General features: G+C 70.1%; 24 protein-coding genes. 12 read left to right on the forward strand and 12 right to left on the reverse strand.

Annotated features, from left to right (window positions below):
* Nucleotides 1–117: 117 nt before the first annotated feature.
* From ABT063_RS13675 to ABT063_RS13685, 3 genes are all read left to right on the forward strand, one after another.
* A complete protein-coding gene (locus ABT063_RS13675; protein WP_351057452.1) occupies nt 118–759 on the forward strand; it encodes a nucleoside/nucleotide kinase family protein in 642 nt (213 codons plus the stop codon).
* A gap of 59 nt (nt 760–818) precedes the next feature.
* Nucleotides 819–1,259, forward strand: coding sequence for a PPOX class F420-dependent oxidoreductase (locus ABT063_RS13680; protein WP_351057453.1), 441 nt, complete (start codon nt 819–821; stop codon nt 1,257–1,259).
* A gap of 144 nt (nt 1,260–1,403) precedes the next feature.
* Nucleotides 1,404–1,835 (forward strand): CBS domain-containing protein, encoded by a 432-nt coding sequence (locus tag ABT063_RS13685; RefSeq protein ID WP_351057454.1) that lies wholly within the window; start codon nt 1,404–1,406, stop codon nt 1,833–1,835.
* Nucleotides 1,836–1,874: 39 nt separating this feature from the next.
* Here the strand turns inward: ABT063_RS13685 and corA are convergent, their stop codons facing one another.
* The gene (corA, locus tag ABT063_RS13690; protein WP_351057455.1) at nt 1,875–3,002 is read right to left on the reverse strand and encodes a magnesium/cobalt transporter CorA; all 1,128 of its coding nucleotides are present in this window, start codon (nt 3,000–3,002) and stop codon (nt 1,875–1,877) included.
* Between the two features lie 304 nt (nt 3,003–3,306).
* On the opposite strand from corA, the gene ABT063_RS13695 reads away from it, so the two are divergent.
* Nucleotides 3,307–4,101 carry a methyltransferase gene (locus tag ABT063_RS13695; RefSeq protein ID WP_351057456.1) on the forward strand — a complete coding sequence of 265 codons (795 nt, stop codon included), beginning with the start codon at nt 3,307–3,309 and terminating at the stop codon, nt 4,099–4,101.
* A 477-nt stretch (nt 4,102–4,578) separates the two neighbouring features.
* Here ABT063_RS13695 and ABT063_RS13700 read toward each other — a convergent pair whose 3' ends face one another.
* Together ABT063_RS13700 and ABT063_RS13705 are read right to left on the reverse strand one after the other, a co-directional pair.
* Nucleotides 4,579–5,469 (reverse strand): carbohydrate kinase family protein, encoded by an 891-nt coding sequence (locus ABT063_RS13700; protein ID WP_351057551.1) that lies wholly within the window; start codon nt 5,467–5,469, stop codon nt 4,579–4,581.
* Nucleotides 5,470–5,543: 74 nt separating this feature from the next.
* Complete coding sequence (locus ABT063_RS13705) at nt 5,544–6,452, reverse strand: pseudouridine-5'-phosphate glycosidase (RefSeq protein ID WP_351057457.1); 909 nt, start codon at nt 6,450–6,452, stop codon at nt 5,544–5,546.
* Between the two features lie 99 nt (nt 6,453–6,551).
* On the opposite strand from ABT063_RS13705, the gene ABT063_RS13710 reads away from it, so the two are divergent.
* Nucleotides 6,552–6,980 (forward strand): VOC family protein, encoded by a 429-nt coding sequence (locus tag ABT063_RS13710; RefSeq protein WP_351057458.1) that lies wholly within the window; start codon nt 6,552–6,554, stop codon nt 6,978–6,980.
* Nucleotides 6,981–7,074: 94 nt separating this feature from the next.
* On the opposite strand, the gene ABT063_RS13715 is transcribed toward ABT063_RS13710, so the two are convergent.
* The gene (locus tag ABT063_RS13715; RefSeq protein WP_351057459.1) at nt 7,075–7,629 is read right to left on the reverse strand and encodes a methylated-DNA--[protein]-cysteine S-methyltransferase; all 555 of its coding nucleotides are present in this window, start codon (nt 7,627–7,629) and stop codon (nt 7,075–7,077) included.
* Nucleotides 7,630–7,708: 79 nt separating this feature from the next.
* Entirely contained in the window at nt 7,709–8,587 is an 879-nt protein-coding gene (locus ABT063_RS13720; protein WP_351057460.1) for a glycerophosphodiester phosphodiesterase, read from the reverse strand.
* A gap of 288 nt (nt 8,588–8,875) precedes the next feature.
* On the opposite strand from ABT063_RS13720, the gene ABT063_RS13725 reads away from it, so the two are divergent.
* From ABT063_RS13725 to ABT063_RS13745, 5 genes are all read left to right on the forward strand, one after another.
* The gene (locus ABT063_RS13725) at nt 8,876–9,742 is read left to right on the forward strand and encodes an MHYT domain-containing protein (RefSeq protein ID WP_351057461.1); all 867 of its coding nucleotides are present in this window, start codon (nt 8,876–8,878) and stop codon (nt 9,740–9,742) included.
* A gap of 93 nt (nt 9,743–9,835) precedes the next feature.
* Nucleotides 9,836–11,974, forward strand: a complete 2,139-nt coding sequence (gene uvrB / locus ABT063_RS13730) for an excinuclease ABC subunit UvrB (RefSeq protein WP_351057462.1) — start codon at nt 9,836–9,838, stop codon at nt 11,972–11,974.
* 205 nt (nt 11,975–12,179) lie between these two features.
* Entirely contained in the window at nt 12,180–12,746 is a 567-nt protein-coding gene (locus ABT063_RS13735; RefSeq protein WP_351057552.1) for a TerD family protein, read from the forward strand.
* Nucleotides 12,747–12,802: 56 nt separating this feature from the next.
* Nucleotides 12,803–14,983 (forward strand): TerD family protein, encoded by a 2,181-nt coding sequence (locus ABT063_RS13740; protein WP_351057463.1) that lies wholly within the window; start codon nt 12,803–12,805, stop codon nt 14,981–14,983.
* Between the two features lie 222 nt (nt 14,984–15,205).
* A complete protein-coding gene (locus ABT063_RS13745; protein ID WP_351057464.1) occupies nt 15,206–16,207 on the forward strand; it encodes a TerC/Alx family metal homeostasis membrane protein in 1,002 nt (333 codons plus the stop codon).
* 84 nt (nt 16,208–16,291) lie between these two features.
* Here the strand turns inward: ABT063_RS13745 and ABT063_RS13750 are convergent, their stop codons facing one another.
* Together ABT063_RS13750 and ABT063_RS13755 are read right to left on the reverse strand one after the other, a co-directional pair.
* On the reverse strand, nt 16,292–17,596 hold the full coding sequence (locus ABT063_RS13750) for an MFS transporter (protein ID WP_351057465.1): 1,305 nt from the start codon (nt 17,594–17,596) through the stop codon (nt 16,292–16,294).
* Nucleotides 17,597–17,656: 60 nt separating this feature from the next.
* Nucleotides 17,657–18,703 (reverse strand): S66 family peptidase, encoded by a 1,047-nt coding sequence (locus ABT063_RS13755; protein WP_351057467.1) that lies wholly within the window; start codon nt 18,701–18,703, stop codon nt 17,657–17,659.
* Between the two features lie 86 nt (nt 18,704–18,789).
* On the opposite strand from ABT063_RS13755, the gene aroQ reads away from it, so the two are divergent.
* Complete coding sequence (gene aroQ / locus ABT063_RS13760; RefSeq protein WP_351057469.1) at nt 18,790–19,263, forward strand: type II 3-dehydroquinate dehydratase; 474 nt, start codon at nt 18,790–18,792, stop codon at nt 19,261–19,263.
* A 25-nt stretch (nt 19,264–19,288) separates the two neighbouring features.
* Here the strand turns inward: aroQ and ABT063_RS13765 are convergent, their stop codons facing one another.
* From ABT063_RS13765 to ABT063_RS13785, 5 genes are all read right to left on the reverse strand, one after another.
* A complete protein-coding gene (locus ABT063_RS13765) occupies nt 19,289–20,017 on the reverse strand; it encodes an amino acid ABC transporter ATP-binding protein (protein ID WP_351057553.1) in 729 nt (242 codons plus the stop codon).
* Nucleotides 20,018–20,037: 20 nt separating this feature from the next.
* A complete protein-coding gene (locus ABT063_RS13770) occupies nt 20,038–20,955 on the reverse strand; it encodes an amino acid ABC transporter permease (protein ID WP_351057470.1) in 918 nt (305 codons plus the stop codon).
* Entirely contained in the window at nt 20,952–21,836 is an 885-nt protein-coding gene (locus ABT063_RS13775) for an ABC transporter substrate-binding protein (RefSeq protein ID WP_351057471.1), read from the reverse strand. Before ABT063_RS13775 ends, ABT063_RS13770 begins: the two co-directional genes overlap by 4 nt.
* Before the next feature lie 320 nt (nt 21,837–22,156).
* Nucleotides 22,157–22,813: an MBL fold metallo-hydrolase gene (locus ABT063_RS13780; RefSeq protein ID WP_351057472.1), complete on the reverse strand. Its 657-nt coding sequence runs from the start codon at nt 22,811–22,813 to the stop codon at nt 22,157–22,159.
* Between the two features lie 45 nt (nt 22,814–22,858).
* Nucleotides 22,859–23,545 (reverse strand): maleylpyruvate isomerase family mycothiol-dependent enzyme, encoded by a 687-nt coding sequence (locus ABT063_RS13785; protein WP_351057473.1) that lies wholly within the window; start codon nt 23,543–23,545, stop codon nt 22,859–22,861.
* 224 nt (nt 23,546–23,769) lie between these two features.
* Between ABT063_RS13785 and uvrA the strand changes: the two genes are divergently transcribed.
* On the forward strand, nt 23,770–26,799 hold the full coding sequence (uvrA, locus tag ABT063_RS13790) for an excinuclease ABC subunit UvrA (protein WP_351057474.1): 3,030 nt from the start codon (nt 23,770–23,772) through the stop codon (nt 26,797–26,799).
* The last annotated feature ends 114 nt before the right edge of the window (nt 26,800–26,913 follow it).

Here is a 26,913-nt window from a genome sequence, read left to right on the forward strand (position 1 = left end):
CTCCGGACGACGTCGGCCGTCGCCTCCTGCCGGGCCTGCCCGGCCCGTCCCGCTCCGAAGACGACGATCCCGCTCGTGCCACGAGCGGTGGGCACCCTGCCCCCGGCCTGACGCATCATGGGCCGTGTGCGACTCGAAGCGATCACCTGGGACCGGCTCGGCGACCTGTTGGCCGAGCGCCTGCTCGACCTGAAACCGGCCGACGGCAGTCCCTGGCCACGCATCGCCTTCGACGGCGCCCCGGCAGTCCTCCCGGGCGACCTCGCCGAGCGCGTCTCCGCGGCGCTGCGCATACGCGGCCGCCCCTCTCTGGTCGTCGGCACACACGGCTTCCTGCGCCCCGCCTCGCTCCGCCTGGAGCACGGCCACCAGGACGTGGAGGCCTATTACAACGGCTGGTTCGACACCGGCTCCCTCTGGCGCGAGGTCTTCGGCCCCCTCGAACCCGGCGGCGACGGCCGCGTCCTGCCCGACCTGTGGGACCCGGCCACCGACCGTGCCACCCGCAGCCCCTACGTCCAGCTTCCGCCCGGTGGCTTCCTGTTGCTGCACGGCCCCCTCCTGCTGCGCCACTGGTTCCCCTTCGACCTGACCGTCCATGTCCTGCTCTCCCCGGGCGCACTGCGCCGCCGCACCCCCGAGGCCGAGCACTGGACGCTCCCCGCCTTCGAGCGCTACGAGAACGAGACCGACCCGGCCGGCACGGCGGACGTCCTGGTACGCGCCGACGACCCGCGGCATCCGGCCTGGAGCGGCTGATGTGGTCCGATCTGACCAAATCACCTTTGGATGCGCATGCATTTAACTAGCCTGACGTCATGACGACCTCCTCGAGCAGCCCCACGCCCTCCGCTTCCTCCGCCCCGTCCGTCACCTTCGACGACTCGGTCCGTGCCCTCCTCGACGGCAAGAACTTCGCCGGCGTCGCCACCCTCGGCCCCGACGGCGCCCCGCAGAACTCGGTGGTCTGGATCAAACGCGAGGGCGACACCGTGCTCTTCTCCTCCACGGACGGGCGCCAGAAGGTGCGCAACCTCCGCCGCGACCCCCGCATCAGCCTGTCGATCTTCGACCTCGCCAACCCCTACACCTCGGTCGAGATCCGTGGCACCGCCGAGATACTCCCGGACGACGACAAACGGCTCCCGCACGAGCTCTCGCACAAGTACCTCGGCATCGACCCGCCGTCCGAGAAGGACGACGAGGTCCGCGTGATCGTCCGCATCGTCCCGCGGAAGATCGTGGGCTTCTCGGCCTGACCGCCGGCCCGGAGCTCGTGCGCGAGCCGGGTGGCCCCCCCGGCTCCGCGTGCGTGCGCCGGGTGACGCGGCGAGAATGAAGGGCGCCGGGACTTGCGATGCCGTCCGGCACCGCGCCGGCCGTCCGGCACCGGGAGGTACTTCATGACCACCGCCGGAGACATCATGCACCGTGGTGCCCAGTGGATCCCCGCCCACGAAACCCTGGACCGCGCCGCCCAGCTCATGCGCGAGCTCGGCGTCGGGGCCCTGCCCATCAGCGACCAGAACGAACGGCTCTGCGGCATCCTCACCGACCGCGACATCGTCATCGGCTGTGTGGCGATGGGCCACGACCCGGCCAAGGTCACCGCGGGCGAGATGGCCCAGGGCACCCCGCGCTGGATCGATGCGAACGCCGATGTCAGCGAGGTGCTCCACGAGATGCAGGAGCACCAGATCCGCCGGCTCCCCGTCATCGAGAACAAGCGCCTGGTCGGCATGATCAGCGAGTCCGACCTGGCCCGGCATCTGCCGGAGGACCAGATCGGGGCCTGGGCCGAGAGCGTCTACGCCAGGACCTCCGGCCGCCACTGATCCCTGCCGCGGTGCCCCCTGTCCCGGACGCGGACTCGGTCAGAGCCAGCCGATGCGCCGGAAGCCGCGGTACAGCGCCAGACAGGTGATGGATATCAGTCCGATGACCATGCCGTAGCCGTACTGCCAGTGCAGCTCCGGCATGTGCTCGAAGTTCATGCCGTACACCCCGCAGACCATCGTCGGTACGGCGATGATCGCGGCGCATGCCGTGATCTTCCGCATGTCCTCGTTCTGCGCGACCGTCACCTGCGCCAGGTGCGCCTGGAGGATCGAGTTCAGCAGTTCGTCGAAGGCGGCTATCTGCTCCTTGGCGCGCAGCAGATGGTCGGAGACGTCGCGGAAGTAGGCCTGTATCTCCGGATCGACGACTCGGATCGGCCGGGTGGCGAGTTCCTCGAGCGGGCGGCTGAGCGGCATCACGGCCCGCTTCAGCTCCAGGAGTTCGCGCTTGAGCTGGTAGATGCGTCCCGGGTCGACCCGGGCGCCGGTCTCCGCGAACACGGCCGTCTCGACCTCGTCGATGTCCTCCTGCACGGAGTCGGTGACGTTCAGATAGTCGTCGACCACGTGGTCCGCGATCGCGTGCAGCACCGCGGCGGGTCCCTTGGCGAGTTGCTGGGGGGCGGATTCCAGCTCCTCGCGCAACGGGCCCAGTGATCCATGCCGTCCGTGGCGCACCGTGATCACGAAGTCGTGCCCGACGAAGAGCATGATCTCGCCGGTGTTGACCACCTCGCTCGTCGCCGTGAGTTCCTCGTGTTCGACATAGCAGACCGTCTTGAACACGGCGAACAGCGTCTCGTCGTAGTGCTCCAGCTTCGGGCGCTGGTGGGCCTCGACCGCGTCCTCGACCGCCAGCGGGTGCAGGTCGAAGAGTTCGGCGATACCCGCGAACTCCTGGTCCGTCGGCTCGTGGAGACCGAGCCAGACGAAGCCGTCACGGCTCTTGCGCACCCCTTCCACGGCATCGACCAGGTCGCCGCCGACGGGGACACGGACGCCGTCGCGGTACGTCACGCAGTTCACCACCGAGGAGCCCAGCGGGGAGCGGGCCGGGTGGCTCAGGTCAACGCGGGGGCGCCGCCGGGCAAGTCGCGCCACCTTGCGCAGGCCGCCGACCCTGCCAAGGCTCGTGACCTTCCGCAGGTTTCCTGCCATGGACATCGGCATCTCCCCTTGCACGGATCTTCTTGCGACGCGTTCCCACGCCCTGGCGAGCCAGTTTGCCAGGTCGGAGTAATCGTCGGATGAGCCTGTGGGAACGGGATGTTCCGCTTGGTTCCCGGCTGTGGACGCAGGGGTGCACGTGAGCCGAGACGCGAGGAACCGGGGTGTTTCCAGCGGTGATCGGGCCCGTTGCGCCGCACGGCGGCATCGGCCGTCTGGTCGTGTCCTGGAGCCGTGTCCGAAGTGTCGTGTCCGAGCGTCGACCGTTCCGGACAAGCCGGGCAACTGGGATGATCGCGGTATGACGCGAACCGACGGGTACCTCCTCGACAACCGGCAGACCGAGGCGGGCGAGCGCTTCGACGCCTTCGCTTCCCTCTTCGATCCCACGACCTTCCGGCACCTCGAAGCATTCGGCGTCGGACCGGGCTGGCACTGCTGGGAGGTCGGCGCCGGCGGCACCTCCGTGGTGTCCTGGCTGGCCAAGAAGGTCGGCCCGACCGGACGGGTCGTCGCGACCGACATCGACACCTCGCGGGTCGCCTCGGTCGCCCGTCCGCCGGTCGAGGTGCGCGTCCACGACGTGGGTGGCCAGGAGCCGCCGGGGGAGGGGTTCGACCTGGTCCATGCCCGGCTCGTCCTCGTCCATGTCCCGGACCGGGAACGGGCGTTGCGGTCGATGGTCGAGGCCCTGCGGCCAGGCGGACGGATCCTCGTCGAGGACGCCGATCCCGCTCTGCAGCCCCTGATCTGCCCCGACGAGCACGGCCCGGAGCAGCAGCTCGCCAACCGGCTGCGGCAGGGCTTCCGCCAACTGCTGGCCGACCGCGGCGCCGACCTCGCCTACGGCCGCAGGCTTCCGCGGCTGCTGCGCGAGGCCGGTCTGCGCCGGGTGGAGGCCGACGCCTACTTCCCCGTCACCTCGCCCGCCTGCGCCGCCTTGGAGTCCGCCACGATCCGCCAGCTCCGGGACCAGCTCGTCGCCGCGGGCCTCGCCACGGACCAGGACATCGACCGACACCTTGCGAACGTCACCTCCGGCGGCCTGGACCTGGCGACGGCTCCGATGATCTCGGCGTGGGGGCGTAAAGCATAGAAGCAGTACGGAAGTTGACGCGGATGCCAGGCGCTGGCCCGCCCGCAGCATCCGGGCATTCGGCCCGACGTCCGGGTCGTGGCTGCCGTTGGCGGGCTGCCCGTGACCGGCCACCGTGGGGGGGCGCGGGCCCAGACTCGCCGTCGGCTCCCTGCCGTCGGTCGGTTGGGGCCTGTCCGGCGGATCAGGTCGCAGGAAATCGACGGCGTCCCGTCAATGCTGGTGAGTGGGGTCCGGTGCGTCCAGCTGCAAGGCGGAGGAGGGCGTCGACGCGATGGGGGAGTCGGCGAGTGACGACAACGCGGCAGATGGGCGTGCCAGACCCCGCGTCAACAACGCTGCGGGTCAATACACCTAGACAGCCCGCCTTGCCCGCGGCCCGTTGCCGACGGCCGGTGTGGGCGCCCGTCGTATTCGCGCCTCGTTGCCGTCGACCGCTGCGGGCGGCCGAGACCGGGCTCCGCTAAGCCCTGCCGTTCAACCGCGCCCAGGCGGCCTGCCCCCCACCCGCTCCACCGCCGATGCCCCCGCCCGGCATCCCTCCGCCGCCGCGTCCTCGGCTCCGGCGCCGGTGAGCAGCGCGGCGAGGAAGGCGCCGGTGAACGCGTCGCCGGCCCCGGTGGTGTCCCGGGGCGTCGCCGGTACGGCGGGGACACGGGCGCACACCGCACCGGAACGGGCCACCAGCGCACCGTCCGCCCCCTGCTTGGCGACCACCAGCGGCACGTGGCGGCTCAGTTCGGCCGCCGCGTCCGCCGCATCGGGCAACCCCGTGAGCAGGCACGCCTCGTCCCGGCTGGGCAGCAGGACGTCCACGCCTTCGACGAGCGCCAGGAACCGGTCGACGCCCAGCTCCACCAGGAAACCGGCCGACGCCGGATCCAGGCTCACCGGCACCCCACGCGCGCGTGCCGCCTCCAGCGCCACCGCCACCAACGCGCGGCTCGGTTCGGAGAACAGCAGGTAGCCCGACAGATGCAGTCGTACGACACCGTCGAGCAACGCGTCCGACCAGTCGTCGGGCGAGAGCCGCAACGACGCGCCGCTGTCGGTGAGGAACGTCCGCTCGGCGGCGGCATCCGCATCGACGAGGCAGATCACCGTCCCGGTCGGCGACTGCGGATCGACGACGAGCCGGGGCCGTACTCCGCAGGCGACCAACTCCCGCTCGTGCCACGCCGCCGCGTCCGCGCCCACCCGGCCGAGCAGCCGTACCTCCGCATGGCCACCGTGAGCGGCCCAGCAGGCCACGTTCGCGCCTGCGCCGCCCGGCAGCGTCCGGATCGTCGCGGCCGTGTCCGTGCCCGCGGCGAGCGGCCCCCGGCGCCGGGCGACGACGTCCGTGACGACATCCCCTACGACCAGCAGCGCGCCGTCCGGACGGGCTCGGCTTCGCCGGTGATCCGCCGCAGCGGCCGCGTCGCGCCCGGGCCGCCCCGCTGTCACGCCCCGGCCCAGGCCGCCGCGATCCGCCCCGCCAGCCGCACGTTGCCGCGCACCGCCGCCAGGTTGGCGCTCAGTGAGGCCCCGTCGGTGTGCCGCACCAGGTAGTCGAGCAGGAAGGGCGTGACCGCCTGACCTGTGATCCCCTCCTCCTCGCACGCGTGCAGCGCGTCGGCGAGCACACGCGCGTGCAGCTCGGGATCCAGCTGTTCCTCCTCGGGCACCGGGTTGGCGACGATCAGTGCCGACTCGGGCCCGTCGAGCGCGTCCTGTGCCGTCATCACGTCCGCCACCCGCTGCGGGGAGTCCAGCGTCCAGTCCACGGGATGCCCCGAGTCGGACAGATAGAAGCCGGGGAACCGGTCCGTGCCGTACCCGGCCACCGCGACGCCCAGCGTCTCCAGCCGCTGGAGAGTCGCCGGCACGTCCAGGATCGACTTCACCCCCGCGCACACCACCGTGATGCGTGTGCGCGCCAGCAGGCCGAGGTCGGCCGACTCGTCCTGCGTCACCGTCCACTCCCGGTGCACCCCGCCCAGCCCGCCCGTCGCGAACACCCGTACGCCCGCCAGGGCCGCCAGCAGCGCGGTCGCCGACACCGTGGTAGCCCCGCTCGCCCCGGAGGCCACCGCGAGCGGCAGATCGCGATGACCCAGCTTGCGGATCCCGTCCTCGTTCGCGACCCGCTCCAACTGCTCCTTGTCCAGGCCGACGTGGGGCCGCCCGTCCAGCACGGCGATCGTCGCGGGGACGGCGCCCTCCCGCCGTACGACGTCCTCCAGCTCCAGCGCCACCCGCAGATTGCGCGGGCGCGGCAGCCCGTGCGCGATGATCGTGGACTCCAGGGCGACCACGGGTCGACGCGCGTCGATCGCCTCCCGGACTTCTTCGGACACCACCAGCACCACGTGCCTGCCTCCTGTCGGTCGGTCTTCCCTCATCTCTGGCGGGCGGCGCGCCCGGTCAAACACTTGCGGCCTGTGGGGGACGACACCAGCCTGGGCTGCATGACGGACAACACGACACGCCTCGACCACATCGTCCTCTGGGTACGCGACCCCGTCGCCGCCGCCGACTTCTACGAGAAGGCCGTCGGACTGGAGCCGGTCAGGCTCGCCGAATTCACCGCCGGCGAGGCGCCGTTTCCCTCCGTACGCGTCAACGACGAGGCCATCGTCGACCTCATGCCGCTGACCATGGCGGAGCGCATGAAGATGCTCCCCGGCGCCGCGGACAGTTCCGGGCACCCCGTCAACCACGTGTGTCTCGCCCTGCCCCAGGACGCCTTCGACGCGCTGCGCGCCCGACTGGAGGAACGCGCCGTTCCCGTGTCGGACGTCTCGCAAGGCTCTTTCGGCGCCCGTGGCAAGGCCACAAGCAGCTTCTACTTCCGTGATCCGGACGGCAACGTCTTCGAGGCGCGCCACTACGACTAGGGCGCGGGGGGCCACGCGCGCGTGGCCCCCCGAAGGGCGTCCCACATGCTCTGGCATCCCGGCCGGCCGTCGCGCGCGGACGGCGCCCGAGTGCTCAGAACAGCGGCTCGGGCAGTACCCCCTCCAGGGCGAGCAGTTTCCGCTTGGTCTCCAGGCCGCCCCCGAAGCCGCCGATGCCGCCGTCGCTCTCGACGACCCGGTGGCAGGGCACGACCACCGGCAGCGGATTGGAGCCCATGGCCATGCCCACCGCCTGGGCCGCGCCCGGCTGGCCGACCCGCCCGGCCAGATCGCCGTACCCGACGACCGTGCCGTACACCACGCCGGACGACAGCTCGCGCAGCACCTGTCGGTTGAAGCCCGAGATCAGCGACCAGTCCAGGGGCAGCTCGAAGTCGTGCCGCTCGCCCGCGAAATAAGCCTTCACCTGGCGTATCGCCTCCGCCAGCAGCGGGGAGTCGGGTGCCTCGACCGGCTCGTCGCCCAGCCTGGACCTCAGGCGGTCGAGCGCCTTGTCGCGGACCGCGTCCGTGGCGTGGAAGACGACGTTGACCAGGCCCTCGCGGGTCGCGGCCAGCAGCAGCGGACCGATGTCGGTGGCGACGACGGCCCACACGACCTGCTGCTCGTACTGCCCATGGCTGTTCATGCGACCCACCGTACGACCCGGCACTGACAACGCCCGGGGAGCCGCGGACGCCGGACTGTGCGGGCTCCCCGGTCGGGGCTCAGAGCTCGGGCAACGCGTCGCGCACCACGTCCGGCGCGTTGGTGATGATGCCGTCGACGCCGTACCCCGCGACCAGCCGGGCGGTGTCCGCGGTGTCGACGGTCCAGGTGAAGACCTCCAGCGGCTTGCCGTGCGGGCCGGTGAAGGCGTGTACGGCGGAGACGTACTCCGCGGAGAGGGAGCCGTACGAGGGGTTGATCTGGTCGGTGAAGGTCGCGTAGGTGGGCAGGTCCGCCACGGGCGGCGTACCGAGGAAGCCGGTCTTCACGCCGGGCTTGAGTTCGTGAACGGTCCGCACGGTGTCCGCGTTGAAGCTCTGCACGATCAGCCGGCCCGCGAGGTGCCGCCGGTCCAGCCAGCCCTCGTTGCTGAGGAGCTTGAGGGTCTGTCGCTCGATGCCGGGGTACAGCTGCGGGTTCTTGATCTCCAGGAGCAGCTTCTGGTGATGGTGCTCGACGCGCCGCACGTACTGCTCGAGCGTCGGCACGCGCGCGTCCGCGTAGGCGGCACCGAACCAGCTCCCCGCGTCGAGGCGCGCGATCTCGGCCGCGGTGAAGTCCCGCACCTTCCAGGGCGCCCGGTCGGGGAAGACCTCCTCGACGTCGGTGGTGCGTTGCAGGCTGTCGTCGTGCAGGACGACGAGCTCGCCGTCCTTGGTGCGCTGGACGTCGTTCTCGACCCAGTCGATCCCCAGCTCGGCCGCCTTGTCGACGGCGGCCAGGGTGTTCTCGGGCGCATGGGCGGAGGCACCCCTGTGGGCGATGACCGTGGGCCGCTCACCGCCCTCGCCGATGCGGACGTCGGGGGCGGGCAGCAGAAAGGCGGTGGTCCCCAGGAGTGCGGTGGTCGTGGCGGCGGCAACTGCGCGCGCGTGCATGCGTACTCCTCGCGTCGAGCAATCGGGAAATCACAGACAGCTCAACTGTGACAGCAGAGGGTCAACGGCAGAGGGGTACAGAATGGCCACAAGTTGAATGGAGTTGCCCCAAGTCCGCTCACTGGTACCGCACAACTGCGGCAAGGGCGTGTTTCTTTGCCGGAAAGTCGTTCGACCATTCCGGTGGGGGTCATACTCTCTGCGTCAACCCTGACCGCTCGGGCGGTCCTGGGAAGGGGTGCACATCAGGGAATTCCGGGACGGAAGAGGGCGGAAGGGTAGCCGCGCATGCAGGGCACGGTCGACGGATTCAGCTACGGACTCGTCACACCGCTGGTGGCCTACCTCATGGCCTGCCTGGGCGGGGCCCTCGGCCTGCGCTGCACCACCAGATCCATGCTCGTCGGCAACTCCTGGCGACCCGGCTGGCTGGCCCTGGGCGCGGCCGCGATCGGCTCCGGCATATGGACGATGCACTTCATCGCGATGATGGGCTTCAAGGTCGAGCAGTCGCCGATCCACTACGACATGGCGACGACATTCGCGAGCCTGGGGGTGGCCATCGTCATGGTGGGCATCGGGATCTTCATCGTCGGCTACAAGGGCACGACCGGAGCGCCCCTGATGACCGGAGGTGCCATCACCGGCCTGGGTATCGCCTCGATGCACTACCTGGGCATGGCCGGCATGCGCCTCAACGGAAAGCTGGAGTACAACACGCTCACCGTCGCCGCCTCCGTCGTCATAGCCGTCGTCGCCGCCACCACCGCCCTGTGGGCGGCCGGACAGGTCCGGGGGTTCCTGTGGAGCGTGGGCGCGAGCCTCGTCATGGGGCTCGCCGTCAGCGGCATGCACTACACGGGCATGGCGGCCCTCAAGGTCCATCTCCACGGCACGGCGGCCCCCACCGCCGGCGATTCGCCCGCGTCCCTGCTGGCACCCCTGATGATCGGCCCGCTCGCCTTCCTGCTCCTCGCGGCCGTGGTCGTGATGTTCGATCCGCTGATGGTCATGGGCAAGCCCGTCTGGACATCCGCCGAGAACAAGCCAGGCGTTCCCGCGCGTGAACTGGTCACTCACCCTCCCGCCCGCCGCCCCTCGTTCCGCACCCCCCGCCCCTTGGGCCACCACGACCGCACACCGCAGAAGCGCTGATCCGCCACAGGCACCCGGGACCACCTGTCCCTCCCGCCGGGCAAAGCCGCTGTTCGGGCCGCGTTGTCAGTGGGGGGTCGTACGGTGGATGGCATGCGGCCCGTTTCCCACATCGAACGCACGGTGGCGCCTTTCGAGGTCGTCAGCCCGTACCAGCCCAGCGGCGACCAGCCGACGGCCATCGCCGATCTCGCGCGGCGCATCGAGGCCGGTGAGAAGGACGTCGTCCTGCTCGGCGCGACCGGCACCGGCAAGTCCGCCACCACCGCGTGGATGATCGAGAAGCTCCAGCGCCCCACGCTCGTGATGGCGCCGAACAAGACGCTGGCCGCCCAGCTGGCGAACGAGTTCCGCGAGCTGCTGCCGAACAACGCCGTCGAGTACTTCGTCTCGTACTACGACTACTACCAGCCAGAGGCATACGTCCCGCAGTCGGACACCTACATCGAGAAGGACTCCTCGATCAACGAGGAGGTCGAGCGGCTGCGCCACTCCGCGACCAACTCGCTGCTCACCCGCCGCGACGTCGTGGTGGTCGCCTCGGTCTCCTGCATCTACGGCCTCGGTACGCCGCAGGAGTACGTGGACCGGATGGTCCCCCTCAGGGTCGGCGAAGAGTTCGACCGCGACGAGCTCCTGCGCCGCTTCGTGGACATCCAGTACACGCGCAACGACATGGCCTTCTCCCGCGGCACCTTCCGCGTCCGCGGCGACACCATCGAGATCTTCCCGGTCTACGAGGAGCTCGCCGTCCGCATCGAGATGTTCGGCGACGAGATCGAGGCCCTGTCCACCCTCCATCCGCTCACCGGCGAGATCATCAGCGACGACCAGCAGCTGTACGTCTTCCCGGCCTCCCACTATGTCGCCGGTCCCGAGCGCATGGAGCGGGCCGTCAACGACATCGAGAAGGAGCTCGGGGAGCGCCTGGCCGAGCTGGAGAAGCAGGGCAAGCTCCTGGAGGCCCAGCGCCTCAGGATGCGCACGACGTACGACCTCGAAATGCTCCGCCAGATCGGCAGCTGCTCCGGCGTGGAGAACTACTCGATGCACTTCGACGGCCGCTCGCCCGGATCCCCGCCCAACACCCTGCTCGACTACTTCCCGGACGACTTCCTGCTCGTCATCGACGAGTCGCACGTCACCGTCCCGCAGATCGGCGCCATGTACGAGGGCGACGCCTCCCGCAAGCGCACGCTCGTCGACCACGGCTTCCGCCTGCCCTCCGCCCTCGACAACCGCCCCCTGAAGTGGGAGGAGTTCCAGGAGCGCATCGGGCAGACCGTCTACCTGTCGGCGACCCCCGGCAAGTACGAGCTCTCCCGCTCGGACGGCGTCGTCGAGCAGATCATCCGGCCCACCGGCCTCGTCGACCCCGAGGTCGTCGTCAAGCCCACCGAGGGCCAGATCGACGACCTGGTGCACGAGATCCGCAAGCGGACCGAGAAGGACGAGCGCGTCCTGGTCACCACGCTCACCAAGAAGATGGCCGAGGACCTCACCGACTACTTCCTGGAGCTCGGCATCCAGGTGCGGTACCTGCACAGCGACGTCGACACCCTGCGCAGGGTGGAGCTGCTGCGCGAGCTGCGCTCCGGCGAGTTCGACGTCCTGGTCGGCATCAACCTCCTGCGCGAGGGCCTCGACCTGCCCGAGGTGTCCCTGGTGGCGATCCTGGACGCCGACAAGGAGGGCTTCCTGCGTTCGGGCACCTCCCTGATCCAGACCATCGGCCGCGCGGCGCGCAACGTCTCCGGTCAGGTCCACATGTACGCCGACAAGATCACCCCGGCGATGGAGAAGGCCATCGAGGAGACCAACCGCCGCCGGGAGAAGCAGGTCGCGTACAACAAGGAGAGGGGCCTCGACCCCCAGCCGCTGCGCAAGAAGATCAACGACATCGTCGCGCAGATCGCCCGCGAGGACATCGACACCGAGCAGCTGCTCGGCTCCGGCTACCGCAAGGCGAAGGACGGCAAGGGTGCCAAGGCCCCCGTGCCCGCCCTCGGCGGCAAGGCGGCGGGGGGCGCCAAGGCCGGCAAGGGCAAGGCCAAGGAGACGGTCCCGACCGACCGCCCGGCCGCCGAGCTCGCGGGGCAGATCGAGGAGATGACCGAGCGCATGCGCGCCGCCGCCGCCGACCTCCAGTTCGAGATCGCGGCCCGGCTGCGCGACGAGGTCTCCGAGATGAAGAAGGAGCTGCGCCAGATGAAGGAGGCCGGCCTGGCCTGACGGCCCGCACAAGCGTCCCCGCGGCTCGCCGCGTACGCACTGTGTTGCAAGACCGACACAAAGTGCGGACATGGGTACGGCACTGTCAGTGGCCCTGCGTAGGGTTCAGGGCATCCGCGGATCCCGCGGCAACAGGGGAAACACGAGAGGGGACCAGCGCGTGGTGGACGTATCCAAGGGCGGCGCGTCCGGTGGCGGCGTCAATCTGGCCAAGGGGCAGGCCATCAGCCTGCAGAAGAACGACGGCGGCAGCCTGACGGCCGTGCGCATGGGTCTCGGCTGGCAGGCGGCTCCCCGGCGCGGCCTGTTCGGCACGCGCACCCGGGAGATCGACCTGGACGCCTCCGCCGTCCTGTTCGCGGACAAGCAGCCGGTCGACGTCGTGTTCTTCCGTCACCTGGTGAGCGACGACGGCTCGGTGCGTCATACCGGTGACAACCTCGTCGGTGGTGTCGGCCAGGGCGGCGACGACGAGGCGATCCTCGTCGACCTGTCGCGCCTGCCGGTCCACATCGACCAGATCGTCTTCACCGTGAACTCCTTCACGGGACAGACCTTCCAGGAGGTCCAGAACGCGTTCTGCCGCCTGGTCGACGAGACCAACGGCCAGGAGCTCGCCCGCTACACGCTCGCGGGCGGCGGCGCCTACACGGCCCAGATCATGGCCAAGGTGCACCGCACGGGCCCGGGCTGGACGATGACGGCCCTCGGCACGCCGACCAACGGCCGCACCTTCCAGGACCTGATGCCGGCGATCCTGCCGCACCTGTAGGCCGGCACGGCGGGCCGCCCACGACACGACACAACGACACAGGGGGACGAAGGGCGATGACGGCCGAGCTGGTGCGGGGGCAGAACCACCCGCTCTCCCAGGCCCGTCTCGAGATCCGGGTCTCGGCCGGCACACCGGTCGTGGCCGTGGCCACGCTCGGCGACGAGCAGGGCACGGTGCACGGCGTCGAGTGGGTGGCCCACCCGGGCACACCCGCCCTGCCGGGGCTCGAGGTCTCCCGGCAGGCGGCCGCCGACCATCGCCTCGCGGTCGACCTGGGCGCCATGCCCGAGGCCGTGCACCGGATCAGCGTGCTGCTCGCCCTGCCCGCGGCGGGCGGGGGAGGACCGGTGCGCTTCGGTGCCGTAGCCGCCCCGTTCGTCGCGGTCACCGGCCTCGACGGCACCGAGGTCGCCAGCTACACGATCACCGACCTGGACGCCGAGTCGGCCGTCGTCGCCCTGGAGCTGTACCGCCGCCAGGGCGCCTGGAAGGTGCGCGCCGTCGGCCAGGGATATGCGGGCGGCCTCGCCGAACTCCTCACCGACCAGGGCCTGCCCCAGGCCCACCAGCTCGCCGGCGGTATCAACGAGGCGGTGGCGCAGGGCCTGGCCCGCTCGGTCCCGGCACCCCCGCCACGTACGACGGACGGCGACCGCTCCCGGCAGGCGGCCGCACCGGCCCGCGGCCCCGACCAAGGCGGACCCACGCCCCAGGGCGCCTCCGGCCCCGTACCGACACAGCCGACGTCTTCGTACGGTCCCCAGGCACCCGGCGCACCGACGCAGCCCACGTCTCCGTACGGCACGCAGGGCACCCCGGCACCCGGCGCACCACCGCAGCCCACCCCTCCCCACGACACGCAGGAAACTCCGGCGGCCAGTACCCCGCAGCAGCCGACCTCTCCCTACGGAACTCCGGGCACCCCGGCGGTGAACACCCCGCAGCCCGGATACCCCCAAGAACCCGCGCCCAGGGGCCCCTCAGCGGTCACCCAGCCGTCCCTGCCGCCCACCGGCGGCCCGATCGACTACAGGCACCCGCGCCGACAGAACGCGGCCCCGCCGGCCCCTCCGACCGCGCCCCCGGCCCAGCCCGGGCAGCCCGCGCGGCCGGTCGCGGGTGACGCGACCGGCTGGTCCATGGCCGAGCGGCTCTACAACCAGGTGTGGGGCATGTTCGAGGACCTGGCCCGCACCATGGCCGCGTATCGCAGCGCCGTCGACTTCGCCGACTCGCGCATGGAGAAGGAACTCGACCAGATCCTGTCCGACCCGCGCAGCCGGATCGGCGGACAGGGCGACGCCGCGCGCGAGGCGGCCCGCGCCAAGTACACCCAGCTCGTCGACCAGGCCCGCGAGGCCCTCGACCGGGACCTCACCCAGCTCACCGCCGAATCCGAGGTCGTCGAGCCCGCGCTGCCGCCGGCCTACGCAGGCTGGGACAGCCCCGTATGGCACGGCTACCGCGTGCCCATGGACAACCCCATGGCGCTGCGCCTGGGCGACCTCCACCTGCCCGAATGCGCTCAGCTGCGGATTCCGTTGCTGGTCCGCCTGCCGCTGGAACGCGGGATGTGGATCGACAGCGGACGTGCCGGATCGCTGGACGGCTCGTTCACCGACGCCCACGACCTGCGGCGGCTCGCGATGGAGACGGCGGTGGCGCACGCGGCCCGGCTGCTCGCCGTCCATCCGGCGGGCGAGTTCACCGTGCACGTCATCGACCCCGCCGGTTCGGGAGGGCAGGCGCTGGTACCGCTGGTGCGGACCGGCGTCCTCGCGGCCCCGCCCGCGCTCGGAGCGGCGGGGGTGACGGATGTCCTCGGCCGCCTCACCGAGCGCGTCGACCTCGTACAGATGGCGGTGCGCGCCGGCGCGGCCGATTCGCTCCCGCCCGGCCTCGACACCTCCGAGCAGCTCTTGATCGTCAACGACTTCCCGCACGGCTTCGACGACCGCGCCGTGAACCAGCTGCGCTACCTCGCGGACGAGGGTCCGGCCGTAGGCGTCCACCTGATGATGGTCGCGGACCGCGAGGAGGCGGCCGGCTACGGCCCGTTGCTCGACCCGTTGTGGCGTTCGCTCCTGCGACTGACCCCGGTGCCCGACGACCACCTCGCCGACCCCTGGGTGGGGCATGCCTGGACGTACGAGCCGTCGCTCGTGCCGGCCGGCAGTCAGGTGCTCCAGCACGTGCTCACCGAGGTCGCAGCGGCCCGCACCAAGCGCATGTAAAGAGAGCTGAACAGGCAGTTTGACCTTTACTTTGCCAACGGCTTTACCTTTCCTTGGTGATTGGGGTACCGTCTTCCTCACGGAGGGGAGTACTCCCTGTCGACTGCGGCGTACCCGTCAATACGGATCAGGCCAGATCCCGGGGCGTCGGCCCATCTTGGGTGGAAGAGACCTCCGGTAGCGACGACGCTGACATTTGCCGTTATGACTGCCGGAGGCGCAGTGGATGTTTCCCTGACCCTGTGGGTCCTGACGATCGTGGGCCTTGGCGCCCTGATCGCGGTCGACTTCTTCATCGGCCGCAAGCCACACGACGTATCGATCAAGGAAGCCGGAATCTGGACGGTCGTCTGGATCGTCCTGGCCGCACTCTTCGGATTCGGCCTGCTCGTCTTCGGCGGCGGTCAGCCAGCCGGCGAGTTCTTCGCGGGCTTCATCACCGAGAAGTCGCTGAGTGTCGACAATCTCTTCGTCTTCGTCCTGATCATGGCGAAGTTCGCGGTTCCCTCGCAGTACCAGCAGCGGGTGCTGCTCATCGGCGTCCTCATAGCCCTGGTCCTGCGGGCCATCTTCATCGCCGCCGGCGCGGCGATCCTCGCCAGCTTCTCGTGGGTGTTCTACCTCTTCGGCGCCTTCCTGATCTGGACCGCCTGGAAGCTCATCAAGGAGGCCCGGGCCGACGAGGAGGACGAGGAGTACGAGGAGAACAAGCTGCTCAAGGCCGCCGAGCGCCGCTTCGGCGTCGCCGACCGCTATCACGGCACCAAGCTGTGGATCCAGCAGAACGGCAAGCGGGTCATGACCCCGATGCTGGTCGTGATGCTCGCGATCGGCACCACGGACGTCCTCTTCGCGCTCGACTCGATCCCCGCGATCTTCGGCCTGACCCAGGACCCGTACATCGTCTTCACGGCCAACGCGTTCGCGCTGATGGGCCTCAGGCAGCTGTACTTCCTGATCGGCGGACTGCTCAAGAAGCTGGTCCACCTCAGCTACGGCCTGTCGATCATCCTCGGCTTCATCGGCGTCAAGCTGGTTCTGCACGCACTGCACGAGTCCGGCGTCCACGTCCCGGAGATCAGTATCCCGGTCTCCCTCGGCGTGATCTGCGCGGTTCTGATCGTCACCACGATCACCAGCCTCAGGGCGTCCAAGAAGCAGGCGGCGGCCGAGGCGGCGCAGGCCCAGGCCGAAGACGCTCCGAAGGACAGCATCGAGGCCTGACCACCTCGGACGCAGGAACAACCACCCCCCGGGAGGGGGGTGGTTGCCTGTCGTCTCTGCGACGATCACTTCATGAGCCGGCGATCAATCCATAGCCGGCTTCGCCGCCACCACCGGCACCGGCCGTGTCTCGGGCAGCAGCGTGAAACACGCCAGACTGAGCAGCGCGATCCCGGTGAGATACGCCCCCACGCCCCACGGCACCCCACCGCCCTGCTCGACAAGAGCCGTCGCCACGATCGGCGTGAGTGCGCCCCCTAGGACCCCGCCGAGGTTGTAGCCGACCGCGGCGCCCGTGCAGCGCACCCGCGGCTCGTACAGCTCCGGCAGATACGCGGCGATGACCGCGAACATCGTGATGAACGCCAGCATCGCTCCCAGGAAGCCGAGGAACATCCGCAGCGGCTCCCCCGTCGCGAGAAGCGCGACCATCGGGAACATCCACACGGCGGCGGCCGCACACCCGGCCAGACACAGGGGCCGCCGCCCCCAGCGGTCGCCGAGCAGCGCCGCCACGGGCGTCAGCGAGCCCTTCACCAGCACCGCGGCCATGATGCAGGTCAGCATGACGGTACGGCTCACCCCGAGCCGCTCAGTCGCGTACGCGAGGGACCAGGTCGTCACGGCGTAGAAGATCGCGTACCCGACCGAGAGCGCCCCGGCCGTCAGCAGCACGAGCCGCCAGTGGTCGCGCACGACCTCGGCGAGCGGCACGCGCGCGTGGTCGTCGATTTCGAGAAAACGGGGACTCTCCGCGAGCGAGGACCGCAGCCACAGTCCGACCACGGCCAGCACTCCCGCCGCCCAGAACGGCACCCGCCATCCCCACTGCGTGAACTGCGCCTCGGACAGCGTCGCCGCCAGCCCCAGCACCACGCCGTTGGCGAGCAGGAAGCCCAGCGCGGGCCCGACCTGCGGGAAGCTCGACCAGAGGCCGCGCCGCTCGGCGGGCGCGTGCTCCACGGTCAGCAGCACGGCCCCGCCCCACTCCCCGCCGAGCCCCAGCCCTTGCAGGAAACGCAGCACCAGAAGCAGCACGGGAGCGGCCACGCCGATCGTCTCGTACGTCGGTACACAGCCGACCGCGACCGTGGAGGCGCCGGTCAGCAGCAGCGAGGCGACCAGGACCGGCCGACGCCCGTGCCGGTCCCCGATGTGCCCGAACAGCACCGACCCCAGCGGCCGCGCGACGAAGCCCACGCCGAACGTCCCGAAGGCGGCCAGGGTCCCCGCCACCGGCGAGAACGTCGGGAAGAACAGCGGACCGAGGACCAGCGCCGCGGCTGTCCCGTAGACGAAGAAGTCGTAGAACTCGATGGCCGTCCCGGCGAGCGAGGCGGCCGCGAGCCGCAGCATGGAGGGTGCCCTTACGGTGCGTACGTCGTGCATGCCGCGTCAACTACCCACAGTGATCGTGGGTTACGGGGGCGCGCGGGGTCGCGGCCCGCGTCAGTACGCGACCGTGATGCGCCTGGCCGGGCCGTCGACGCGCACGGTGCCGCCGTAGGGGATGACGAGTTGAGGGTCGGTGTGCCCGAAGTCCACGTCGAAGACGATCGTGGCCTCGGGGGCATAGGCCCGCATGACGCGCAGCACGGCCTCGCGCTGCTCGGCGGCGTAACGGGCGCCCTCCTCCGGGCTGTTGGGGTGCTCGAAGGACCAGGTCTTCGGGCGGCCCATCAGGAGCGCGGAGAAGCGCTGGAGCAGACCGCGCTCGCCCATGTTCCGCAGGGTGCGGAAGACCTCCGTGTCACTCGGCAGGTCCTCCGAGGTCTCCAGGAGCAGCACTCCGCCGTCGTACACCGTCAGATCGCGGCAGACCTCGCGGTCGGCCATCAGCAGCCAGCCGAGGATCTCCAGGCAGCCGCCCCAAGTACGGCCCTCGACCACCCGGTCGGCGTTCAGCCAGGTCCACCCGGTGCCGGGCCGGGTCTCGGGCTCCGCCTCGAAAGTCGCGGGGTCCGCCCAGTCGCGGTCGACGTCCTTCCAGCGCTCGGCGGGCCTCAGTTCGTACTCGCCCGAGGTGAACAGGGCCGCCCGCAGGGACTCGGCGGTCTGCGGGTGCATGGCGCCCGGGCGGCCCAGTTCGACCATCACGCTCGCGCCGTGGTAGCCGACGATCCCGGCGCTGTGCAGGTAGGCGAGCAGGTTCGTGTTGTCGCTCATCCCGAAGAAGGGCTTCGGGTTCGTGCGGATCAACTCCCGGTCCAGCAGCGGCAGCACGGTGATCTGGTCGTCGCCGCCGATCGACGCGATGACGGCCTTGACGCCTGGGTCGGTGAAGGCCGCGTGGATGTCGTCGGCACGCTCCCGCGGCGTCGTCCCCATCTTCCGGGTCGTCGGATACTCGACGGGTTCGAGGCCGAACTCCGTGCGCAGCCGCTCCAGGCCCAGCTCGTACGGGCGCGGGAAGAGCTCCGGCAGGCCACCGGAGGGCGAGACGACGGCTATACGGTCGCCGGGCGAGGGCTTGGGAGGGTACGCGGGTGTCGTCATCCCGCGAAGGGTACGAGCCGTCACTCCCTCCTCGCACCGTGATAAACCGGGTCCGAGCAGTCCACCTTCACCGGACCGGAGGAACCGTGCCCCGCACCCTGGCCAACGCCCCGATCATGATCCTCAACGGACCCAACCTGAACCTGCTCGGTCAGCGCCAGCCGGAGATCTACGGCTCCGACACCCTCGCCGACGTCGAGGCCCTGTGTGCCAAGGCGGCGGCCGCGCACGGCGGCACGGTGGACCTCCGTCAGTCCAACCACGAGGGCGAGCTGGTCGACTGGATCCACGAGGCGCGGCTGAACCACTGCGGGATCGTCATCAACCCGGGTGCCTACTCGCACACGTCCGTCGCGATCCTGGACGCACTCAACACCTGCGACGGACTGCCGGTGTTGGAGGTCCACATCTCCAACATCCACCAGCGCGAGTCGTTCCGGCACCACTCGTACGTCTCGCTGCGCGCCGACGGGGTCATCGCGGGGTGCGGGGTGCAGGGGTACGTGTTCGGCGTCGAGCGGGTCGCGGCGCTGGCGCGGGCGGGTCAGGCCGAGGCGTAAGTCCCGCTGTCCTGGCGGACGCCCCTTACAGCCGCCCCGCCTCCACGATCCGCCGCAGGAAGCGCTGCGTGCGTTCCTGCCGCGGGTCGCCGAAGATCTGCTCGGCCGTGCCGCGCTCCAGAACCACCCCTCCGTCCAGAAAGCAAACCTGGTCGGCGACATCGCGGGCGAAGCCCATCTCGTGCGTCGCCAGCACCATGGTCATACCGTCCTCCTTCAGGTCGCGGACGACGGTGAGGACCTCACCCACGAGCTCGGGGTCGAGGGCGGCGGTGATCTCGTCGAGCAGCAGCAGCCGGGGACGTACGGCCAGAGCGCGGACGATCGCCGCCCGCTGCTGCTGGCCGCCGCTCAGCCGGTCCGGGTACTCGCCCGCCTTCTCGCCCAGTCCGAGCCGCTCCAGGAGCTCACGCGCGCGTGCCTCGGCCTCCGCGCGGGACACGCCGTGCACCCGGCGCGGGGCCAGGGTGATGTTCTCCAGGACCGTCATGTGCGGAAAGAGGTTGTACGCCTGGAAGACCACGCCGATACGGCGGCGTACCGCGTCCTGGTCGACACGCGGGTCGGTGATCTCCTCGTCGTCCAGCCAGATCGCGCCGTCGTCGATCTCCTCCAGGAGGTTGGCGCAGCGAAGCAGTGTGGACTTACCGGAGCCGGAAGCGCCGATCAGCGCGGTCACCGTGTGCGGAGCGACCTCCAGATCGACGTCCCGCAGCACGACCGAGCCGCCGAAGGTCTTGCGGACTGACTCCATGCGCAGCACGGGTGCGTCGCTCACAGTGATCCTCCCTGGGCCCGCTGACGGTCCATCCGGGCCGTCACCCAGTCGGTGAACCGGGTCATCGGGATGGTCAGGGCCACGAAGACCAGGCCCGCGACGATGTACGGCGTGTAGTTGAGGCTGCGGCCCACGATGATGTCGGCTGCCCGTACTGCGTCGATCGCGCCGCCGATCGACACGAGACCGGTGTCCTTCTGGAGGGACACCAGGTCGTTCAGCAGGGGCGGCACCTGGCGGCGCACGGCCTGCGGCAGGACGACGTGCCGCAACGCCTGCCGGTTGGTCAGGCCGAGCGAGCGGGCCGCGGCGCGCTGCGAGGGGTGCACGGACTCGATGCCGGCGCGGAACACCTCGGCGACGTACGCCGAGTACGTCAGCGTCAGCGCCGTACCGCCCAGCAGCACCGGGTCGACGGTCACGCCCTGCAGTCGCAGCGCGGGGACGCCGAGGACCACGATCATCAGGTTGATGATGAGCGGCAGGCCCCGGAAGAAGTCGGTGTACGCGGCGGCCAGCACCCGCAGCGGGAAGAACACCGGACCCCGCAGGGTGCGGGCGACGGCGATCAGCATCCCGAGGACCAGAACGGCGGCGCCGCAGATCAGCAGCAGCCGGACGTTGAGCCAGAGCCCTTCGAGCACCCTGGGGAGCGCCTCGCGCGCGTAGCCCCAGTCGAAGAACGTCTCCTTGGTGCGCGGCCAGCCAGGCGCGTTGACGACGACCACATAGAGGACGACGCCCGTGATCAGGGTCGAGAGCGCGGCGATCGCCGTGGCACGACGGGAGCGGGCGCGTTTGTAGGCCTCGCGTTCGATCCGCCGCTGCGACGGGACGTAACCGTCGCCCCCGCCGCTCATGTCACCCTTGTCGTCCGCGCCCTCCTGGCCGGACTCCTCCTTCGTGACCGTCACTTGAGCACCGGGGCGTCGACGGCTTCGGACAGCCACCGCTGCTCGAGCTTCGCCAGCGTGCCGTCCTCGCGCAGCGCGTCCACGGCGTCCGTCACGCACGAGGTGAGCGCGCTGCCCTTGTCGAGGACGAGCCCGAACTGCTCCGGCGTACCGCCCTGGTTCTCGAACTGCCCCACGATCTTCGCGTCCGTCACCTCGGCCGAGGTGATGTAGAAGGCGGTCGGCAGGTCCACGACGATGGCGTCGACCTGGCCGTTCTGCAGCGCGGACTTGGCCTGGTCGTTCTTGGCGTACGCGGCGGCCGCCTGCTTCGGCCGCACCACGTCGTTGATGTAGTTGAGGCTGGTGGTGCCGACCTGGGCGCCCAGCTTCACGTCCTTCAGGTTCGCGATGCTCTTCGCCTTCGCGGCCTTGGAGTCCTTCAGCGCGATGACGGCCTGGCGCACGTCGTAGTAGCCGGACGAGAAGTCCACGGCCTTCTTGCGCTCGTCGCTGATGGACACCTGGTTGATGTCGAAGTCGAACGTCTTCTCGCCGGGCGCGAAGGCTTTGTTGAAGGGGATGCTCTGCCAGACGACGGCGCTCTTGTCGTAGCCGAGCTGCTTCGCCACGGCGTACGCGACCGCCGACTCGAAGCCCTCGCCGTTCGCGGGCTTGTCGTCCTTGAACCACGGCTCGTACGCGGGCTCGTCGGTGGCGATGGTCAGCTTGCCGGAGGTCTTGGTGCCCAACTTGCCCTTGGCGCAGGTGGTCCCGGCCGGTCCCGAAGGCGAGTCGGCCGCCTTCTCCTCCGGCTGCGGAGCACAGCCGACGGCGGTGGCGAGCAGAGCGATGGTCGCGGCGGCGACGGCGCGGCGCAGCGCGCGCGGGGCAGGATGCATGGCGGGAGATTGACAGCCCGCCGGCCCGTTTGTCGAGGTCACAGCGGGAATTGTCCGGATAGTGGGAACGGGTGTTGCATTCTTGTGAACACTTCCCGTGAAGGTCGCCGGGGCCGCCGGCCGAGGGCGGGGATCGGAAGACCGGCGGCCCGTACCGCGCAGGAGCCGTCATCCTGTGCGGGGCTGCTTCCAGTTGACTGCGCAACCATGTGCGCGGGGAGCGTGCGCGCGACACCGGCGTGTGTGAATGGTTCACACGGGGCGCGTGCACGGCGCTGGCGCGGGGCGCGCATTCAGTACGCGCGCCCGCGTGCCGCCGCTCACCACCCGCGCGCGTGCCACTCCGGCAGATGCGGCCGCTGCGCGCCGAGCGTCGTGTCGTTGCCGTGCCCCGGGTAGACCCAGGTCTCGTCCGGCAGCACGTCGAAGATCTTCGTTTCGACGTCGTGGATCAGGCTGGCGAACGCCTTCGGATCCTTACGGGTGTTGCCCACGCCGCCCGGGAAGAGGCAGTCCCCGGTGAACACATGGGGATGCCCGTGCGGGTCGTCGTAGACGAGGGCGATCGAGCCCGGCGTGTGCCCGACCAGATGGCGCGCGGTGAGCTCCACCCGCCCCACGCGGATGACGTCGCCGTCGTCCACCAGCACGTCGGTCGGCACGGGAATGCCGTCGGCGTCGTCCCGTCCGGCGTAGGTACGGGCGCCGGTGGCCGCCACGACCTCGGCGAGCGCCTGCCAGTGGTCGCCGTGCTGGTGCGTGGTGACCACCGACGCGATGCCGTCGTCGCCGATCATGCCGAGCAGGGTGTGGGCGTCGTTCGCCGCGTCGATCAGCAACTGCTCGTCGGTGGCCCGGCAGCGCAGCAGATAGGCGTTGTTGTCCATCGGGCCGACCGCGATCTTCGTGATCATCAGGTCCCGCAGCTCGTGCACATCGGCCGGGCCGCCGACCTTCACCGCTCCGCTGTACGTCATGGCGGTCAGCCTATAGCGGGGAGCGGCCCGGGGGCCGTCCCGGTGCTACAGCGGAGGGAGCGCGGGCAGGGCGCCGCCACGCACCGTCAGCGCAGAGCCGTCACGGCGTCCGGCGAGCCAGCCGAGCAGGTCGGGTCCGGTGCCCGTGACGGTGACCTCGGGTGTGCCCGCCTCGCGGCCCGTGCTCCACGCGCGCGTGCCGTCCGTGAGATGAGTGGCCGGCACGTCGGGGTGGCCGCTGAAGCGCTCGGCCAGGAAGTCGATCTCCCGCTCCACGAACTCGGCGGGAAGATCCTCCAGCTCGTACCCGATCCCGAGGTCCACATGGTGCAGCTCCACCTCGGCCCACCGCCGGAACGGCACCCGGGACGCCGAGTCGGTGACCCCGTTTCGCAGCTCCACCGTGCGCGACCAGTCCGCCGGGGCGGCCCCGGTCTCCTGGAAGCGGGCCGCGCTCTCGCGCAGGTCGGCGAGCTGGACGTCGAGGGGGCGCTGGGCGTCCCGCTCGATCTCGGCGTCACGCGCCTGGGCGGAGGCGTACATGGGACGCCCCTCCAGGACGTTCACGAGGGCGTCGGCGTTCCGGGAGAGGTGGGCCAGGATGTGGCCGCGGGTCCAGTCCGGCAGTCGTGACGGCTCGGACACTGACGCGTTGTCCAATTTGGCGGCTGCGGTGAGGAGCCGCTCCGTCGCGTCGCGTACAGACGCCAGGTCATGAGCGTGATCAATCATGCTGCTGACCCTAAACCCGCCACACCTTTGGGTGAAGGTGGTGAACAGGCGCCGTAAATCGAATGTGCGTGCTATAGGGTCGGGCGTGGCGTCGGGCATGCTGGATGGCCGGGGATTGTTATGCCTCCTGGGAATCCGACCGGCGTTGTCAGTGGCTCCCCCTAGTCTGAGAAAGCACGGGGGCCTCGCCCCTGTCACTTCTCTCAAGAAAGGTGCGGACCGGCGTGGCCGACCGTCTCATCGTCCGTGGCGCGCGCGAGCACAACCTGAAGAACGTCTCGCTCGACCTGCCCCGCGACTCGCTCATCGTCTTCACGGGCCTGTCCGGTTCGGGCAAGTCCTCCCTGGCCTTCGACACCATTTTCGCCGAGGGTCAGCGGCGCTACGTGGAGTCGCTCTCCTCGTACGCCCGCCAGTTCCTCGGTCAGATGGACAAGCCGGACGTCGACTTCATCGAAGGCCTCTCGCCCGCGGTCTCCATCGACCAGAAGTCGACCTCGCGCAACCCGCGCTCGACGGTCGGCACGATCACCGAGGTCTACGACTACCTGCGCCTGCTCTTCGCGCGCATCGGCAAGCCGCACTGCCCCGAGTGCGGCCGCCCGATCACGCGCCAGTCGCCGCAGGCCATCGTCGACAAGGTCCTGGAGCTGCCGGAGGGAAGCCGATTCCAGGTGCTGTCGCCGCTGGTGCGCGAGCGCAAGGGAGAGTTCGTCGATCTCTTCGCCGATCTCCAGACCAAGGGCTACTCCCGCGCGCGGGTGGACGGCGAGACGATCCAGCTCTCCAACCCGCCCACCCTGAAGAAGCAGGAGAAGCACACCATCGAGGTGGTCGTCGACCGTCTCACGGTGAAGGAGTCCGCCAAGCGCCGCCTCACCGACTCCGTGGAGACCGCCCTCGGCCTGTCCGGCGGCATGGTGGTGCTCGACTTCGTCGACCTCCCCGAGGACGACCCCGAGCGCGAGCGTATGTACTCCGAGCACCTGTACTGCGCGTACGACGACCTCTCCTTCGAGGAGCTGGAGCCCCGCTCCTTCTCCTTCAACTCGCCCTTCGGCGCCTGCCCCGATTGCACCGGCATCGGCACGCGCATGGAGGTCGACCCCGAGCTGATCGTCCCGGACGAGGACAAGTCCCTCGACGAGGGCGCCATCCACCCCTGGTCGCACGGCCACACCAAGGACTACTTCGGCCGCCTGATCGGCGCCCTGGCGGACGCGTTGGGGTTCCGGACGGACATCCCCTTCGCCGGTCTGCCGCAGCGCGCCAAGAAGGCTCTGCTCCACGGCCACAAGACGCAGATCGAGGTCCGGTACCGCAACCGGTACGGGCGCGAGCGCGTGTACACCACGCCCTTCGAAGGAGCGGTCCCCTTCGTCAAGCGCCGGCACAGCGAGGCCGAGAGCGACGCCAGCCGCGAGCGCTTCGAGGGCTACATGCGCGAGGTGCCCTGCCCCACCTGTGAGGGCACGCGCCTGAAGCCGATCGTCCTCGCGGTCACGATCATGGAGAAGTCGATCGCCGAGGTCTCCGCGATGTCGATCAGCGACTGCGCGGACTTCCTGCGCGAGCTGAGGCTGAGCGCCCGCGACAAGAAGATCGCCGAGCGCGTGCTGAAGGAGGTCAACGAGCGGCTCAGGTTCCTGGTCGACGTCGGCCTGGACTACCTCTCGCTGAACCGCGCGGCCGGCACCCTCTCCGGCGGCGAGGCCCAGCGCATCCGCCTGGCCACCCAGATCGGCTCCGGCCTCGTCGGCGTCCTCTACGTCCTCGACGAGCCGTCCATCGGACTGCACCAGCGCGACAACCACCGGCTCATCGAGACCCTGGTCCGGCTGCGGGACATGGGCAATACGCTGATCGTCGTCGAGCACGACGAGGACACCATCAAGGTCGCCGACTGGGTCGTCGACATCGGCCCCGGCGCGGGTGAGCACGGCGGCAGGGTCGTGCACAGCGGCTCCCTGAAGGAGCTGCTCGCCAACCCCGAGTCGCAGACCGGTCAGTACCTGGCGGGCAAGAAGTCCATCCCGGTGCCCGACATCCGGCGCCCCCTCGACCCGTCCCGGCAGCTCACGGTGCACGGCGCCCGCGAGAACAACCTCCAGGACATCGACGTGTCCTTCCCGCTGGGCGTGTTCACGGCGGTCACGGGCGTGTCCGGCTCCGGCAAGTCGACGCTGGTCAACGACATCCTGTACACGCACCTGGCCCGTGAGCTGAACGGCGCCCGGAGCGTTCCCGGGCGGCACACGCGCGTGGACGGCGACGACCTCGTCGACAAGGTCGTGCACGTCGACCAGTCGCCCATCGGCCGCACCCCCCGGTCGAACCCGGCGACGTACACCGGCGTCTTCGACCACGTCCGCAAGCTGTTCGCCGAGACGACCGAGGCGAAGGTCCGCGGCTACATGCCCGGCCGCTTCTCCTTCAACGTCAAGGGCGGCCGCTGCGAGAACTGCGCGGGCGACGGCACCATCAAGATCGAGATGAACTTCCTCCCGGACGTGTACGTCCCGTGCGAGGTCTGCCACGGCGCCCGCTACAACCGGGAGACCCTGGAGGTCCACTACAAGGGCAAGTCCATCGCGGACGTGCTGAACATGCCGATCGAAGAGGCCATGCACTTCTTCGAGGCCGTTCCGGCGATCTCCCGCCACCTGAAGACGCTCAACGACGTCGGTCTCGGCTATGTCCGGCTCGGCCAGTCCGCGACCACTCTGTCGGGCGGTGAGGCGCAGCGCGTCAAGCTCGCCAGCGAGCTGCAGAAGCGCTCCACCGGACGCACGGTCTACGTACTGGACGAGCCGACCACCGGTCTGCACTTCGAGGACATCAGCAAGCTGCTGACGGTCCTGTCCGGCCTGGTCGACAAGGGCAACACGGTCATCGTCATCGAGCACAACCTCGACGTGATCAAGACCGCCGACTGGGTCGTCGACATGGGTCCCGAAGGCGGCGCCGGCGGTGGTCTCGTGGTCGCCGAGGGCACGCCCGAGCAGGTGGCCGGGATCCCGGCCAGCCACACCGGCAAGTTCCTGCGGGAGATCCTCGGCGCCGACCGGATCAGCGATGCCCCGGTGAAGGCCCCGAGCCGGAGGGCGGTCAAGAAGACGGTGGCGGCCACATCGACGACGAAGAGAACGGCGGCGACGGCCAAGGCCGCCAACAACACGGCGACGAAGAAGGCGACGGGAGCCACCAAGAAGGCCACGCCCGCGAAGAAGACGGCCCGGGCCCGGAAGGTCTGACCGAGGACCGAGGACCGAGGGCTCGGACCGGCGACTCGCAAAGCGTTTCAAGTGGTTGGCCCGGACCGTTGCGGCTGGACACACGCAGCCCGTAGCGGACCGGGCCACCCCTTG

Source organism: Streptomyces sp. NPDC002838 (assembly GCF_040295365.1).
Lineage (GTDB): Bacteria > Actinomycetota > Actinomycetes > Streptomycetales > Streptomycetaceae > Streptomyces.

Coding starts and splice junctions, on each gene's coding strand:
- ABT063_RS13675 (WP_351057452.1), top strand. CDS start 118: ATGGGCCGTGTGCGACTCGAAGCGATCACCTGGGACCGGCTCGGCGAC.
- ABT063_RS13680 (WP_351057453.1), top strand. CDS start 819: ATGACGACCTCCTCGAGCAGCCCCACGCCCTCCGCTTCCTCCGCCCCG.
- ABT063_RS13685 (WP_351057454.1), top strand. CDS start 1,404: ATGACCACCGCCGGAGACATCATGCACCGTGGTGCCCAGTGGATCCCC.
- corA (WP_351057455.1), bottom strand. CDS start 3,002: ATGTCCATGGCAGGAAACCTGCGGAAGGTCACGAGCCTTGGCAGGGTC.
- ABT063_RS13695 (WP_351057456.1), top strand. CDS start 3,307: ATGACGCGAACCGACGGGTACCTCCTCGACAACCGGCAGACCGAGGCG.
- ABT063_RS13710 (WP_351057458.1), top strand. CDS start 6,552: ATGACGGACAACACGACACGCCTCGACCACATCGTCCTCTGGGTACGC.
- ABT063_RS13715 (WP_351057459.1), bottom strand. CDS start 7,629: ATGAACAGCCATGGGCAGTACGAGCAGCAGGTCGTGTGGGCCGTCGTC.
- ABT063_RS13720 (WP_351057460.1), bottom strand. CDS start 8,587: ATGCACGCGCGCGCAGTTGCCGCCGCCACGACCACCGCACTCCTGGGG.
- ABT063_RS13725 (WP_351057461.1), top strand. CDS start 8,876: ATGCAGGGCACGGTCGACGGATTCAGCTACGGACTCGTCACACCGCTG.
- uvrB (WP_351057462.1), top strand. CDS start 9,836: ATGCGGCCCGTTTCCCACATCGAACGCACGGTGGCGCCTTTCGAGGTC.
- ABT063_RS13740 (WP_351057463.1), top strand. CDS start 12,803: ATGACGGCCGAGCTGGTGCGGGGGCAGAACCACCCGCTCTCCCAGGCC.
- ABT063_RS13750 (WP_351057465.1), bottom strand. CDS start 17,596: ATGCACGACGTACGCACCGTAAGGGCACCCTCCATGCTGCGGCTCGCG.
- ABT063_RS13755 (WP_351057467.1), bottom strand. CDS start 18,703: ATGACGACACCCGCGTACCCTCCCAAGCCCTCGCCCGGCGACCGTATA.
- ABT063_RS13765 (WP_351057553.1), bottom strand. CDS start 20,017: ATGGAGTCAGTCCGCAAGACCTTCGGCGGCTCGGTCGTGCTGCGGGAC.
- ABT063_RS13775 (WP_351057471.1), bottom strand. CDS start 21,836: ATGCATCCTGCCCCGCGCGCGCTGCGCCGCGCCGTCGCCGCCGCGACC.
- ABT063_RS13780 (WP_351057472.1), bottom strand. CDS start 22,813: ATGACGTACAGCGGAGCGGTGAAGGTCGGCGGCCCGGCCGATGTGCAC.
- ABT063_RS13785 (WP_351057473.1), bottom strand. CDS start 23,545: ATGATTGATCACGCTCATGACCTGGCGTCTGTACGCGACGCGACGGAG.